At 39.1% G+C, this 14,172-nt stretch carries 9 protein-coding genes and 2 rRNA genes; 7 read left to right on the top strand and 4 right to left on the bottom strand.

Features of this window, described 5'->3' with window-relative positions; genetic code table 11:
- Nucleotides 1–78 precede the first annotated feature (78 nt).
- Nucleotides 79–1,152, top strand: coding sequence for a porin (locus AC5YDM_RS10020; RefSeq protein WP_496151977.1), 1,074 nt, complete (start codon nt 79–81; stop codon nt 1,150–1,152).
- Between the two features lie 100 nt (nt 1,153–1,252).
- On the opposite strand, the gene ybaK is transcribed toward AC5YDM_RS10020, so the two are convergent.
- On the bottom strand, nt 1,253–1,720 hold the full coding sequence (gene ybaK, locus AC5YDM_RS10025) for a Cys-tRNA(Pro) deacylase (RefSeq protein ID WP_496151962.1): 468 nt from the start codon (nt 1,718–1,720) through the stop codon (nt 1,253–1,255).
- A 147-nt stretch (nt 1,721–1,867) separates the two neighbouring features.
- On the opposite strand from ybaK, the gene AC5YDM_RS10030 reads away from it, so the two are divergent.
- The 6 genes from AC5YDM_RS10030 to AC5YDM_RS10055 all read left to right on the top strand — a co-directional run bounded on the left by AC5YDM_RS10030 (nt 1,868) and on the right by AC5YDM_RS10055 (nt 8,992).
- Nucleotides 1,868–2,503: a CDP-alcohol phosphatidyltransferase family protein gene (locus AC5YDM_RS10030; RefSeq protein WP_496151963.1), complete on the top strand. Its 636-nt coding sequence runs from the start codon at nt 1,868–1,870 to the stop codon at nt 2,501–2,503.
- A gap of 46 nt (nt 2,504–2,549) precedes the next feature.
- Nucleotides 2,550–4,310 (top strand): bifunctional alpha/beta hydrolase/class I SAM-dependent methyltransferase, encoded by a 1,761-nt coding sequence (locus AC5YDM_RS10035; RefSeq protein ID WP_496151964.1) that lies wholly within the window; start codon nt 2,550–2,552, stop codon nt 4,308–4,310.
- A 131-nt stretch (nt 4,311–4,441) separates the two neighbouring features.
- Nucleotides 4,442–5,878, top strand: a complete 1,437-nt coding sequence (locus tag AC5YDM_RS10040) for a phosphatase PAP2/dual specificity phosphatase family protein (RefSeq protein WP_496151965.1) — start codon at nt 4,442–4,444, stop codon at nt 5,876–5,878.
- Nucleotides 5,879–6,347: 469 nt separating this feature from the next.
- Entirely contained in the window at nt 6,348–7,016 is a 669-nt protein-coding gene (locus tag AC5YDM_RS10045) for a lysophospholipid acyltransferase family protein (protein WP_496151966.1), read from the top strand.
- Nucleotides 7,013–7,957, top strand: coding sequence for a phosphatidate cytidylyltransferase (locus AC5YDM_RS10050; RefSeq protein WP_496151967.1), 945 nt, complete (start codon nt 7,013–7,015; stop codon nt 7,955–7,957). The genes AC5YDM_RS10045 and AC5YDM_RS10050 overlap by 4 nt, the downstream gene beginning before the upstream one ends.
- A gap of 516 nt (nt 7,958–8,473) precedes the next feature.
- Nucleotides 8,474–8,992 carry a lytic transglycosylase domain-containing protein gene (locus AC5YDM_RS10055; protein WP_496151968.1) on the top strand — a complete coding sequence of 173 codons (519 nt, stop codon included), beginning with the start codon at nt 8,474–8,476 and terminating at the stop codon, nt 8,990–8,992.
- A 59-nt stretch (nt 8,993–9,051) separates the two neighbouring features.
- Here AC5YDM_RS10055 and AC5YDM_RS10060 read toward each other — a convergent pair whose 3' ends face one another.
- The 3 genes from AC5YDM_RS10060 to AC5YDM_RS10070 all read right to left on the bottom strand — a co-directional run bounded on the left by AC5YDM_RS10060 (nt 9,052) and on the right by AC5YDM_RS10070 (nt 14,150).
- Complete coding sequence (locus AC5YDM_RS10060; RefSeq protein WP_496151969.1) at nt 9,052–10,407, bottom strand: MFS transporter; 1,356 nt, start codon at nt 10,405–10,407, stop codon at nt 9,052–9,054.
- A gap of 555 nt (nt 10,408–10,962) precedes the next feature.
- Nucleotides 10,963–11,077 (bottom strand): 5S ribosomal RNA (gene rrf, locus AC5YDM_RS10065).
- 176 nt (nt 11,078–11,253) lie between these two features.
- Nucleotides 11,254–14,150: ribosomal RNA gene (locus tag AC5YDM_RS10070) — 23S ribosomal RNA — on the bottom strand.
- Nucleotides 14,151–14,172 lie beyond the last annotated feature (22 nt).

Raw genomic sequence — 14,172 nt, forward strand, 5'->3', positions numbered from 1 at the left:
CAACAACAGAACAGTAGTAACAAAAAACTACTAAACATGATGATTAAGATACAGAGTCTTGATTTTACGGAGCTAGGAATGAAAAAAACACTTTGCGCTTTAGCAGTTGGGGCAACGCTTATTACACCAGTAATCGCCAACGCAGCAGATGTAAAAATTTATGGTCGTGCGCATGTATCTTTAGATTATTTAGATGATGGTAAAGATTATAACGAAGTTGGTTTGTCATCTAACTCATCTCGTTTGGGTTTTAAAGTAGAACAAGAATTAGAAAATAATATGACTGTGTTCGGTCAAATTGAGCAAGAAGTCAACTTTGCAAGTGGTAGTAAAGGTGATGGTGTTGATTTTGCAACTCGCGATACTTTTGTCGGATTAAAAGGTGACTTTGGTCAAGTTAAAGTTGGTCGCTTTGATAGTCCATTTAAAGCAGCTCGTGGCCCTGTAAATTTTTTTGGTGATCAAATGGGTGACATTCGAAATGTTACACGTGTAAATGACCACAAGTTTGATGAACGTAATGACAATACTATCGAATATAAATCTCCAAAGTTTGGTAATGGGTTCCAAGTTGCTGCTGGTGTTTCAATGCATAAAGGTAAAGCAATAGAGAAGGATTCTACTGGCGAAGGACTAGATGATAATAAAGCATATGATGTAGCTTTAACTTACAAAGAGGGTCCTATTGACCTAGCTGTTGCTTACGAAAAATATGAAGATAATTCAGCAAATACATCTGATAAATTATCTCGTGATGCTATTCGTCTGGCAGGTGCTTACAAATTAACAGAAGAATTAAACCTCGGTGCTTTCTATCAATTTTCTCAAATTGATAATGAAAATCTAACTGATGAACCGGAAGTTCAAGTATTCGGTCTTGCTGCTGATTATAAATTTGCTCCTAAAACTACAATTCGTGGTCAAATATTCCAACGTGATGTAGATGCAACAGATGCAAATGCAACATTAATCGCTCTGGGGCTAGAACATCGCCTTGATAAAGCAGTACGTGTTTACGGAAACATTGCAACTGCTCTTAACGACAAAAATTCTAGAGTAAATCCTTGGAAAGAAGGTCGTTCGCACTCAGTAAATGCTTCTACTGGTGAAGATGCTTTAGGTTTATCAGTTGGTATGCGTTACGACTTCTAAATCTAAGTTGGATTAAAAAAGCAGCCATACCTAAGGCTGCTTTTTTATTGAGTAATATTAAATACAGATGTAACTTAGTGAAAAATTAAAACAACTGCGATTACAAGTCTAAAATATCGACAAATTGAGCACTAAGCACTTCTACAAGATCATGAGGGTTCACACCTATATCCAGCCCTCGCTTTCCACCACTCACATAAACTTTTTCTAATTGTTCTGCGCTAGCATCAATGACTGTTTTAAGGCGCTTTTTTTGCCCTAAAGGGCTAATTCCACCGACCAAATAACCTGTTAATCGTTCAGCATCTTTAGGATTTGCCATTTGTACTTTTTTAATTCCAAATGCAGAAGCAACCTTTTTTAAGTTCAGTTGATGATCTACCGGTAAAATCGCCACATAATAATTTTTCTCGTCAGTGACCATCAGCGTTTTAAATACTTCATTTAAGGCTAAACCTAATTTTTCAGCGGCTTCCAATCCAAAGCTTTTCGCGTTCACATCATGTTCATATTCATGGATAGAATAGATTATATTTTTTGATTTTAATAACTTACATGCAGGTGTCATTTCCTCATCCATTTGTAAACAAAAGCATAGTGATCATAAACTTATTCAGATTGTAGATGAATGTAAAATCATCATTTTTTTCTTGTATTTAAAATCCTGTTCTGCCTAAAATTCTCTAAACCTAAATATTAGAAAATAATTTTAATAATGCCTTCTATTTATCAATTAAAGCCTGCTTTTCAAAATCTGTTACGACCTTTTGTACGCGGATTATTTCGCATGGGTGTCACTGCCAATATGGTCACTGTTTTAGCAATGTTAATTTCTGTTGCATTGGCCTTTTTTATATATTTTCATTTTCAAAATCAAACAACCTCACTCATTATTCTCATCTATCCTCTATGGATGCTGATTCGCATGGCATTCAATGCTGTTGATGGCATGCTTGCACGTGAGTTTCATCAACAATCCAATTTAGGTGCTTACCTGAATGAACTATGTGATGTCATCTCAGATACTGCCCTTTACCTATGTTTTATCACATTTGCTTTCATCCAAACGGAGCTTCTATTGCTTATATGCTTTCTTGCACTACTGAGCGAGTATGCTGGTGTGATGGCACCACTGATTGGCAGAGATAGACGTTATGATGGTCCGATGGGAAAAAGTGACCGTGCTTTTTGGTTTAGTTTACTTGCTGTTATTATTTATATTTACCCATTCATTTCCAATAACAATCAGATGATCTCCTATATCACCAACGGTTTAATTTTATTCATCGGATTATTATTAATATTGACCATCTACAACAGAATCAAAAATAGTGTAAATACTCATATCTAAGCTTCAGATTACAACACATATAAATAATTTCATTTGGAATAATACAATGTATAACACTAATCAGCATACCTTTAAAACCCATGATCAAACTGAATTGTTTTATCAACACTGGGAAAGCATCTCTCAAAAAAACACCCCAAATGCCAACAAAAAAGCCATTATTCTTTTTCATCGCGGTCATGAGCACTCAGATCGAATGGCGCATTTAGTCGATGAACTTAAACTGACTGATTTTGATTTTTTTGCGTGGGATGCGCGTGGGCATGGTGACTCACCCGGAGCGCGTGGTGATGCTCCGAGCTTTTCAGCTTGTGTCAAAGATATTCAATACTTTCTTCAACATATTCAACAGCAATATGGCATTGATGAAAATAATATCGCAATCATTGGTCAAAGCGTAGGTGCTGTACTTAGTGCCACTTGGGTACATGATTATGCACCTAAAATCCGTGCTCTATGTTTAGCATCCCCTGCATTTGACATCAAACTTTATGCCCCATTTGCAGAACCGGGCTTAAGAGTCTTAAATCACATAAAAGGTAATTTCTTTATTCAGAGCTATGTAAAATCAAGCATGCTGACGCATGACAAAGAACGTGCACAAACCTACGATACAGACCCCAAAATTGCGAGATCGATTTCAGTTCGTATGTTACTTGGGCTTTACGATGCATCTAAACGAATTGTGGCTGATGCACAAAATATCTTTGTGCCAACCCAAGTATTGTGTTCAGGTTCAGATTTTGTGGTGCAACAAAAACCTCAACGTGATTTTTATGACAAACTCCCACATCCACAAAAAGAATTTCATGTCTTAGATGGTTTTTATCACGATACTCTTGGAGAAAAAAACCGAGCTGTTGCAATCGATAAAATTAAACGCTTTATTACTCAATGCTTTGCCAGTCCTTATCAAGCTCCTGATTTACTCCACGCTGATAAAATTGGCTCGAGTTGTGCAATTGCTGAGACCTTAAGTGCCCCACTTCCTCACAAATCTGCCAAGTATTTATTTTGGCAAATAACCAAGAAAAATTTAAAAATTGGTAGCTTATTGTCTAAAGGTTTAAAAATTGGTGAAGATACAGGTTATGACTCGGGAAGCACTTTAGACTTTGTTTATCGTAATCAGACTGAAAGTCAAAATCCGATTGGTAAAATCATCGATCGACAATATCTAAATGCAATTGGCTGGCGGGGCATCCGCGTACGTAAAGAAAATATTGAACAACTTTTTCAAAAATATGCAAAAGCATTAATTGAGAATAATCAGCCTATTCGAATTTTAGATATTGCTTCAGGACATGGACGCTATATTTTAGATGCCGTTCAACAACTGCCACAATTACCAAATTCTATTTTGCTTCGTGACTATAGTGAAATCAATGTTAAAGCTGGTCAACAGATGATTCAGGAACGTGGCTTAGAACACATCGCACAATTTGTTCAAGCAGATGCCTTTGATACTCAATCTATCGCGTCTATTGATCCTGGACCAACGCTCGGTGTCGTTTCAGGTTTATATGAATTATTTAGCGATAATGATTTATTACGTCGCTCTTTAAATGGTTTGAGTCAAGCGATCGAAAAAAATGGATATTTGATCTATACCGGTCAAATTTGGCATCCTCAACAAGAGTTTATTGCACGTGCACTCACTTCGCATCGTGAAGGTGATGCATGGGTCATGCGCTTACGCTCTCAAGCTGAGATGGATGCACTCGTTGAGGCTGCTGGATTCAAAAAGGTAGATCAAAACATTGATGATTTTGGGATATTTACTGTTTCAGTTGCTCAAAAATTATAATTATTGCTACCGAAAGAAGCACGCTTTGATTTCAAGATTTATGTTTTGAATATTTAAGACTGATTTTTCACTTAAGGCTCTCATTCATCATACAAGCGCCTTAGACAAAAATAAGAACAGACAGGTGAATTATGCAAGATTTGGCAAAACAAGCAGGCACGTGGAAATGGGGGCTATTATGTCTGTTATTTTTAGCACCTTTCTTTTTTCTCAGTTATGGTTTTGCCAATCAATACGCGTCACAACTCGCTAATGTTCCAGTCATTGTATTTGAATGGGAAAAACTCATTCCACTATGGCCTTGGACAATTGTGCCCTATTGGTCAATTGACTTGTTCTACGGACTATCATTGATCCTCTGTTGGAATAAGTTTGAATTGAGACAACATGTATTCAGATTGTTTACAGCTCAAATCATATCCATCAGCTGTTTTTTACTCTTCCCACTTCGGTTTTCCTTTGAGCGCCCTGAACTTTCAGGATTCTTCGGACTTTGGTTTGACGTATTGATGGGGTTTGATAAACCGTTTAATCAAGCTCCTTCTTTGCATATTGTACTGCTTATTATTCTATGGGATTTTTTCCGACGTCATAGCCAAGGATGGAGACGTAAATTTGTTGATTTTTGGTCTCTCTTAATTGGCATATCTGTACTCACCACATGGCAACATCATTTTATTGATATTCCAACGGGTATTCTTGTCGGAGCTTTATGTCTCTGGCTATTTCCAATGACTCATAAATCTCCATTTAAAAAGGATCAATACCAAAAATTAACACTTAAACACTTAAAACTTGGACTTTATTACTTCATTCCAAGTTTAGCCCTTAGCACAATCGCTTTCTATTTCAAGGGAGCTTTTTTATGGTTCATCTATCCAGCAGTGAGTTTGCTGTTCGTAAGCTTGAGTTATTTTTTTGCGCGTCCACATTTTTTTCAAAAGCAATCTGACGGCACACTGAGTTATGCCAGTCTAATTTTATATGCACCCTATTTAATTTTTGCATGGGTAAACAGTCGCATATGGACAAAAAAACACGCTAAAGATTCAAAAATTGTCGTTTTAAACAGTCTTGAAATATATCTGGGTCGTATTCCAGACCATGACAATTCATTACATTATCACGGCTTATTTGATTGCTGTGCCGAACTTCCTTTAGTAAATCAAAGTCATTCATCAAAAAAAATAAAATCGAATTATCAACAATATCTCAGCCTCGATCTTATCCCAGTGCAAGCCAATCAATTAGCGCAAGCTGTTTCACAATTTGATTTACTCTTTGCAGATTTACAGTCTGCCAAAGAACACCTTTTGGATGACGCTTCCAACATTTCTCATCATCAAAAAAATAATCTTGCCAATCCCAAACTTTTAATTTTTTGTGCCTTAGGCTATTCAAGAAGTTCTGCAATTTTTTGTGCTTGGTTACTTAAAAATAATCATGTAGATTCAGTCCAACACGCCATCGAAATGATTCAAACGGCACGTCCTTGGATCGTGATCAATGATGCTCAGCTGAAGCAATTACAACTCTATCACTTCAAATTGAAAGGTTTAGCGCCATGAAAATGAAAATCTTGATGGTGTCTAAGTTACTTGCTTCGACCGACACACTAATCATTGCAAGCTATATCCTCTTTAGTTTGAGTACCATATACCTACTATTTTTAGCTTCTTTTAATTATGTCAATGTATGGATATTGATCAGCTTATTGATTTGTCTGATGCATCATTACTTGTCTTTTCGAGTCAAATTTGATGCCGAACTACTGTCGTATCTGAGTACTCAAATTCATAATCATGATATAGAAAACTCACTAGATACACTCACGCAGCAGCTTGATCAAAGCCTGATTGAGTTCAAACTCATGAATAAAAATAAAGCTGGAAGAGATTGGACTTTACGTCTTCAAGGATGTCTTAAACTGTTTAAAATGCAGATTGCTTTGCTTATTCTGCAAGGTATATTTTTTATCGCAATAATCATGTTATAAAAGTTTTAAAATGAATGAAGTATTTAGAGTCTTATAATCAAATGAATCTCCCCATAAAAAAAAGAAAAAATATTGTTGTTGAATCCAGTGGACGATTGATTGCATTTCTCACACGACGTAGTGCTCGATTACTGACTGGAGCACGTAGTTTATGGATTGGATGTAAACCAGAACAAAAACAACGGATTTATTACGCCAATCATAATAGTCATATTGATTTCATTCTCTTGTGGTCATCTTTACCGCCAGAAATACGTAGGCAAACGCGTCCTATCGCGGCATCTGATTACTGGATGAAAGATGGCTTCAGACGATTTCTAATTCAAGACACTTTTTCAGGTGTGACGATCAATCGTAATCGAGAAAATGGTGAAGACCCTCTCAAACCTGTGAAAGACGTATTAGCTGAAGGTTACTCCATCATTTTTTTCCCTGAAGGAACACGTAATTTAGAAGACGATATTCAACTTTTAGCTTTTAAGAGTGGTTTATTTCATCTGTCTCAGCAATTTCCAAATGTTGAAGTTGTACCCGTTTGGATTTCTAACTTGAAACGTGTGATGCCCAAAGGGGCTTTAGTACCATTGCCCCTACTTTCAACCGTAATTTTTGGTAAACCGCTTGATTTAACACAGCATCATGAAAAAATAGATTTTCTAAATTATGCACAACAAGAACTGATTAAATTAAAAGAGATTGAAAACCAATGACCCTCGACAACTTAGAACAAACCTACCTATTGTTTGGAGTATTTGCAGGTATTTTGGTCTTTGCCTCATCTGTGGGATTTATTCTAAAGAAAAAAGCAGGCAACGCTTCATCACCTGTAATTGATAATTTAAATGCACGAATCAATGCCTGGTGGGTCATGCTCATCGTCATCGGATCTGCGATCTTAATGGGTAATGTTGCCTTTATTATTCTATTTGCATTGATTTCGCTATTTGCATTACGAGAATTTATTAGTTTATTGCCTACACGTCGCGGTGATTACTTACCTCTATTGGTGGCTTTTTATTTTGTCATTCCCTATCAATATTATTTGGTGTATATCGACTGGTACGGACTGTATTCTATTTTCATCCCACTTTATGTTTTTTTACTCATTCCTATTGCCAGTTTAAAACAAGAAGATACTACTCATTTTTTAGAAAGAAGTGCCAAAATTCAATGGGGACTAATGATCAGCGTGTTCTGTATCTCGCATGTTCCTGCAATACTGAATCTGAAGTTGGATAATTTTCATGGAGAACCGATTTGGCTAGCAATTTGGCTGATCATGGTTGTCCAAGCATCCGATGTCGTTCAGTACGTTTGTGGTAAGCTTTTTGGAAAGCATAAAGTTGCACCGATATTATCACCCTCTAAAACGGTTGAAGGCTTAGTAGGTGGAATTGTTCTTGCGACAGCTCTTGGCGTTTCAATGGCGTGGCTGACACCATTTAATTATTTTGAAGCCGCATTTATAGGTCTGATTGTCTGTATCTTCGGATTCTTCGGTGGGTTAGTCATGTCTGCAATCAAACGAGATCGTGGTGTAAAAGATTGGGGTCAATTGATTCAAGGTCACGGGGGTATGCTTGATCGCATTGATTCAATTTGTTTTTCTGCCCCTATTTTCTTCCATATTTTACGTTATTGGTGGGCATAAAATTTTTATAAAGCATATTTTACAACGGGGAAAAATCTGTGCTGTTTAGAATGTAAGATATGACTTACAAAGAATGATGCTTTTAGGATCTTGTCGCCTTACCCAAATACGACTAAAGTAGCATTATCAAGAACAGGATGTTCTGAGACATATAAAAATAATAAACTGTCTAAATCATAGGATGTGCGATAAAACTCCAGAGAATCTAGTTTTATCAATGACTCAGCAAAAACAGCCCTTTGAATCAATGGGCTGTTTTTGTATGTATATTCAGTCTTAATCCATGCATATTCATGGCTAAATGGTCAGCCTAAATCACGATAAAAGTTACTTTTTAAAAGCTTCAGGTTAGAGTTATTTTTAATATTTAACAATTTGTAATATTTTTGGTTCAACATCTACGTTGACCTTAGCGACAGTGCTGAATAGTATCTCCTTACATTCACCATCGCTATGGATTGCATTTTGGACCTCATCACTGAATCATTATCAGCCACGCCTCAATCCTTTAAATCTATGAAGACATTATTATTAGGATGTGCAGTTTTAGCATTATCAGGTTGTACCTCTTTGGGAATGGGCTCACTTGAAAAACGTTCAGCTAAACTTGCACAAGGCATACAAAAAGCATATTCCGTAGATTCGACTACTGCAAACCGTGTCGCGCCTTTGATCATTCAAAGTGCCACACAAAATGATGTAGATCCTCTACTCATGGCTGCTGTCATCCGCCAAGAATCTAGTTATCGCAATTATGTTGTATCTTCTGCTGGTGCAGTAGGACTCACCCAAGTTATTCCACGTTATTGGCAACAGACGTGCCCGGGTGATTTATTTCAAGAAAATATCAATATTAACTGTGGAAGCTTTATTTTAGCCAAATACAATCAATCAGCTGGTAGTTGGAAAAAAGCACTCGCATATTATAATGTTGGACCAACTGGTTATAACACTAACCGAAAAATGAAGAAACAAGGCAAACGCTATGCCAAACAAGTTAAACAACATGAAAAGAATTTAAAATCAAAACTTTAATTTTTTGCTTAAAAAAACACGCATTGGAATTAATGCGTGTTTTTTAATTGAAGCTCTTATTAATTTAAAACCGTCTCAACATTTTTAGTGGGCACTTTTACAGGTGTCTCAATCACTTTTTCACGCTTAATGAAGAGCACTGCTATTCCACCAATAATTGCTGGTATCGCCACTGCAATAAAATTCATTTTATGTGGTAATTCCATACCTAACAATATGCCAATCACGATTGGACCCACAATCGCACCAACTCGTCCAACTGCAGATGCCCAACCAATACCTGTTGAACGAACCGCAAGTGGATAATACTGAGCCACATAGCTATAAAGTAAAATACTTCCACCAATCGAGGCTGCACCCGCCATAGCAACTAAAAGGTAAATCACAACAGGTGGCGAATTAAACCCTAAGCCAATTAAAGAAACTGCACCCATGACATACATTCCCAGAATGACTGGTTTTAAATGGAATTTGTCTGCAAGAATTCCTCCACCAATTGTCCCAATCACTGCACCAATATTAAGTGAGAGTAAGAACAATAAACTACTTCCAAGAGAATAACCTGCCGCCATCATCAACTTAGGTAACCAGCTTCCTAGTGCATAGACCATCAGTAAGCACATAAAGAAACAACACCAGAATAATAATGTACTTACACCACGCCCTTGAGTAAATAAAGCTGCAACTGAAGCATCAGGAACTTTTACTTCTTCCAAGATGAGTAGAGTTGATTCAGAAATTTTTGACTCAGGTTCAATTTTTTGAATAATTTCTTTGGCTTTTTTAAGCTCTTCTTTTTTAACTAGAAAAGTTAATGATTCAGGTAAATATTTCCAAATCACTGGTAAAAATAACAATGGAATTCCTGCGATAAAGAACATGATTTCCCAACCATATGTTCCCGTTAAATTCACCCCTAATAACGCAGCTAAAATACCACCTACCGCATAACCACTAAACATTGTAGTTACTAAAGTACTTCTCAATTTTTGTGGTGCATATTCTGACGTCAATGCAACCAAATTAGGCAATACACCACCAATACCAAGACCCGCAATAAATCTTAATGCACCAAATTCTGTTGGGTTTGACGCAAATCCACCAAGAAAAGTAAATCCGCTGAATAACCCTACACAGATTAAAATAACTTTTTTACGTCCAATTTTATCTGCAAGCATACCAAATAGCATGGCACCAAACATCATTCCTGCCAACGCTGTACTGGCTAACATACCTGCTTGTACAGCTGTCATATTCCATTCTTTCATTAATAACGGTAAGGTTACTCCATTAATAGCAAGATCATAACCGTCAAAAATAACAATGAATAAACACCAAAGTACGATCGTTAAATGAAAAGGCTTAAATTTTGCCTGGTCTATTACAGCATTAACACTCACTGTCTGCGCTGTCATTTTCCCACCTCCAATTGTGGTTTTTTATAATTAATGAACCCATATTCACTTTTTATAAAATGCATGTTTCTACAATATTTGTCTACTAGACTTTGAGTGGAGGATTTTTAAAAAGGATATCTGACTGACATTAATGATCATTTGTTGAATTAAATTAAGGATTAAATATCGAAATTAATATAATTTACTTATATTTTTCAAAATCTTAATAAGAAAACGTTATTTACGTTTTTCCCATAAATGGCATTTTATTTCGCTCTAATATAATCCCAAATTGTAACTATTTTTTTAAATGTAAATGCTTCATTTTTTGAATGATTCATTATTTTATATTTTTAGAAATTATGAGTTAAGACATTTATTAATTTATAGAAATTAAGCATGAATACACTAAATTGCACTATTTAATTCTCACAATATTTTTATTATTTCACGCTATCCGAATCTTCAGATTCGGATTTTCATTGTTATTTTTTCTCAATTTTGTTTTTCCCTTTTCTTCCGCACATAAAAAAACACCCTGCCTCATTAAGACAGGGTGTTTTAGGAATAATGAGCTGGCGATGACTTACTCTCACATGGGTAACCCCACACTACCATCAGCGCAAAGAGGTTTCACTTCTGAGTTCGGGAAGGGATCAGGTGGTTCACTCTTGCTATTGTCGCCAGCACAACTGTTTATGGATACTTGCTTAGGTCTTATAAAGTGCCTGAGCTTTCTACCAAATGAGTTATTAACAGATTATATCTGAGTTGAATATTGTCATACTAACGGGCTTCTGAATCAAGCTGTTTTGATGAATATCGAATCAATTGAGCTTTATACAACAACTGTTTGGGTGTTGTATAGTCAAGCCTCACGAGTAATTAGTATTGGTCAGCTTCACATATCACTATGCTTCCACATCCAACCTATCAACGTTGTAGTCTTCAACGGCTCTTTAGAGGACATATAGTCCTTGGGAAATCTTATCTTGAGGTAGGCTTCCCGCTTAGATGCTTTCAGCGGTTATCCCTTCCGAACATAGCTACCCGGCGATGCGACTGGCGTCACAACCGGTACACCAGAGGTTCGTCCACTCTGGTCCTCTCGTACTAGGAGCAGATCCTCTCAAATTTCCAACGCCCACGGTAGATAGGGACCGAACTGTCTCACGACGTTCTAAACCCAGCTCGCGTACCTCTTTAAATGGCGAACAGCCATACCCTTGGGACCTGCTTCAGCCCCAGGATGAGATGAGCCGACATCGAGGTGCCAAACACCGCCGTCGATATGAACTCTTGGGCGGTATCAGCCTGTTATCCCCAGAGTACCTTTTATCCGTTGAGCGATGGCCCTTCCATACAGAACCACCGGATCACTAAGACCTACTTTCGTACCTGCTCGACTTGTGGGTCTCGCAGTTAAGCGCGCTTTTGCCTTTATACTCTACGCGTGATTTCCGACCACGCTGAGCGCACCTTCGTACTCCTCCGTTACTCTTTAGGAGGAGACCGCCCCAGTCAAACTACCCACCAGACATGGTCCTCGCTCCAGATAATGGAGCAGAGTTAGAACCTCAATATTACCAGGGTGGTATTTCAAGATTGGCTCCACTCGAACTAGCGTCCGAGTTTCAAAGCCTCCCACCTATCCTACACAAGTAAGATCAAAGTTCAATGTCAAGCTGCAGTAAAGGTTCACGGGGTCTTTCCGTCTAGCCGCGGGTACACCGCATCTTCACGGCGAATTCGATTTCACTGAGTCTCTGCTGGAGACAGCGCCCCCATCATTATGCCATTCGTGCAGGTCGGAACTTACCCGACAAGGAATTTCGCTACCTTAGGACCGTTATAGTTACGGCCGCCGTTTACTGGGGCTTCGATCAAGAGCTTCGCTTACGCTAACCCCATCAATTAACCTTCCAGCACCGGGCAGGCATCACACCCTATACGTCCACTTTCGTGTTTGCAGAGTGCTATGTTTTTAATAAACAGTTGCAGGGGCCTGGTTTCTGTGGCTGTCAACCGCTCAGGAAGTAAATTCCATCACCGTCGACAGCGTACCTTCTCCCGAAGTTACGGTACCATTTTGCCTAGTTCCTTCAGCAGAGTTCTCTCAAGCGCTTTGGTCTACTCGACCTGACCACCTGTGTCGGTTTCGGGTACGATTCCTGTGTAACTGGAGCTTAGAGACTTTTCCTGGAAGTATGGTATCAGCCACTTCACTGCACAAGTGCAGCTTGCTATCAGTTCTCAGCATAGAGTACCCCGGATTTGCCTAAGATACATGCCTACAACCTTCCACCTGGACAACCAACGCCAGGCTGACTTAACCTTCTCCGTCCTCTCATCGCATTACACAGAAGTATTGGAATATTAACCAATTTCCCATCGACTACGCCTTTCGGCCTCGCCTTAGGGGTCGACTCACCCAGCCCCGATTAACGTTGGACTGGAACCCTTGGTCTTTCAGCGAGCGAGTTTTTCACTCGCTTTGTCGTTACTCACGTCAGCATTCGCACTTCTGATACCTCCAGCATACTTCTCAATACACCTTCATCGGCTTACAGAACGCTCCCCTACCACTTGCAATAAATTGCAAATCCGCAGCTTCGGCACATAGTTTTAGCCCCGTTACATCTTCCGCGCAGGCCGACTCGACTAGTGAGCTATTACGCTTTCTTTAAAGGGTGGCTGCTTCTAAGCCAACCTCCTAGCTGTCTATGCCTTCCCACATCGTTTCCCACTTAACTATGATTTTGGGGCCTTAGCTGGCGGTCTGGATTGTTTTCCTCTTGACTACGGACGTTAGCACCCGCAGTCTGTCTCCCGGATAGTACTCATTGGTATTCGGAGTTTGCATCGGTTTGGTAAGTCGGGATGACCCCCTAGCCGAAACAGTGCTCTACCCCCAATGGTATTCGTCCGAGGCGCTACCTAAATAGCTTTCGGGGAGAACCAGCTATCACCAGGCTTGATTAGCCTTTCACCCCTATCCACAAGTCATCCCCTGGCTTTTCAACGACAGTGGGTTCGGTCCTCCAGTTAGTGTTACCCAACCTTCAACCTGCTCATGGATAGATCGCCTGGTTTCGGGTCTACACCCAGCAACTAAACGCCCTATTAAGACTCGATTTCTCTACGGCTCCCCTATTCGGTTAACCTTGCTACTGAATGTAAGTCGCTGACCCATTATACAAAAGGTACGCAGTCACCGGACTCAATGCCGGCTCCCACTGCTTGTATGCATGCGGTTTCAGGATCTATTTCACTCCCCTCACAGGGGTTCTTTTCGCCTTTCCCTCACGGTACTGGTTCACTATCGGTCAGTCAGGAGTATTTAGCCTTGGAGGATGGTCCCCCCATATTCAGACAAGGTTTCACGTGCCCCGCCCTACTCGACATCATCATATAAGCCCTTTCGTGTACAGGACTATCACCCACTACGGTTGCACTTCCCAGAGCATTCCACTAGAACTTATATGACTTAATGGGCTTTTCCCCGTTCGCTCGCCGCTACTAAGGGAATCTCAATTGATTTCTTTTCCTAAGGGTACTGAGATGTTTCACTTCCCCTCGTTCGCCTCGTATGACTATGTATTCATCATACGATACCTGCCTTATGACAGGTGGGTTTCCCCATTCAGAAATCTCCGGATCACAGGATATTTGCCGCCTCCCCGGAGCTTATCGCAGGCTATTACGTCTTTCATCGCCTCTGACTGCCAAGGCATCCACCACATGCACTTAATTACTTGACTATACAACCCCAAACAGTCGTTT

This window comes from Acinetobacter sp. CY81 (assembly GCF_059515925.1).

Coding starts and splice junctions, on each gene's coding strand:
- AC5YDM_RS10020 (WP_496151977.1), top strand. CDS start 79: ATGAAAAAAACACTTTGCGCTTTAGCAGTTGGGGCAACGCTTATTACA.
- ybaK (WP_496151962.1), bottom strand. CDS start 1,720: ATGACACCTGCATGTAAGTTATTAAAATCAAAAAATATAATCTATTCT.
- AC5YDM_RS10030 (WP_496151963.1), top strand. CDS start 1,868: ATGCCTTCTATTTATCAATTAAAGCCTGCTTTTCAAAATCTGTTACGA.
- AC5YDM_RS10035 (WP_496151964.1), top strand. CDS start 2,550: ATGTATAACACTAATCAGCATACCTTTAAAACCCATGATCAAACTGAA.
- AC5YDM_RS10040 (WP_496151965.1), top strand. CDS start 4,442: ATGCAAGATTTGGCAAAACAAGCAGGCACGTGGAAATGGGGGCTATTA.
- AC5YDM_RS10045 (WP_496151966.1), top strand. CDS start 6,348: ATGAATCTCCCCATAAAAAAAAGAAAAAATATTGTTGTTGAATCCAGT.
- AC5YDM_RS10050 (WP_496151967.1), top strand. CDS start 7,013: ATGACCCTCGACAACTTAGAACAAACCTACCTATTGTTTGGAGTATTT.
- AC5YDM_RS10055 (WP_496151968.1), top strand. CDS start 8,474: ATGAAGACATTATTATTAGGATGTGCAGTTTTAGCATTATCAGGTTGT.
- AC5YDM_RS10060 (WP_496151969.1), bottom strand. CDS start 10,407: ATGACAGCGCAGACAGTGAGTGTTAATGCTGTAATAGACCAGGCAAAA.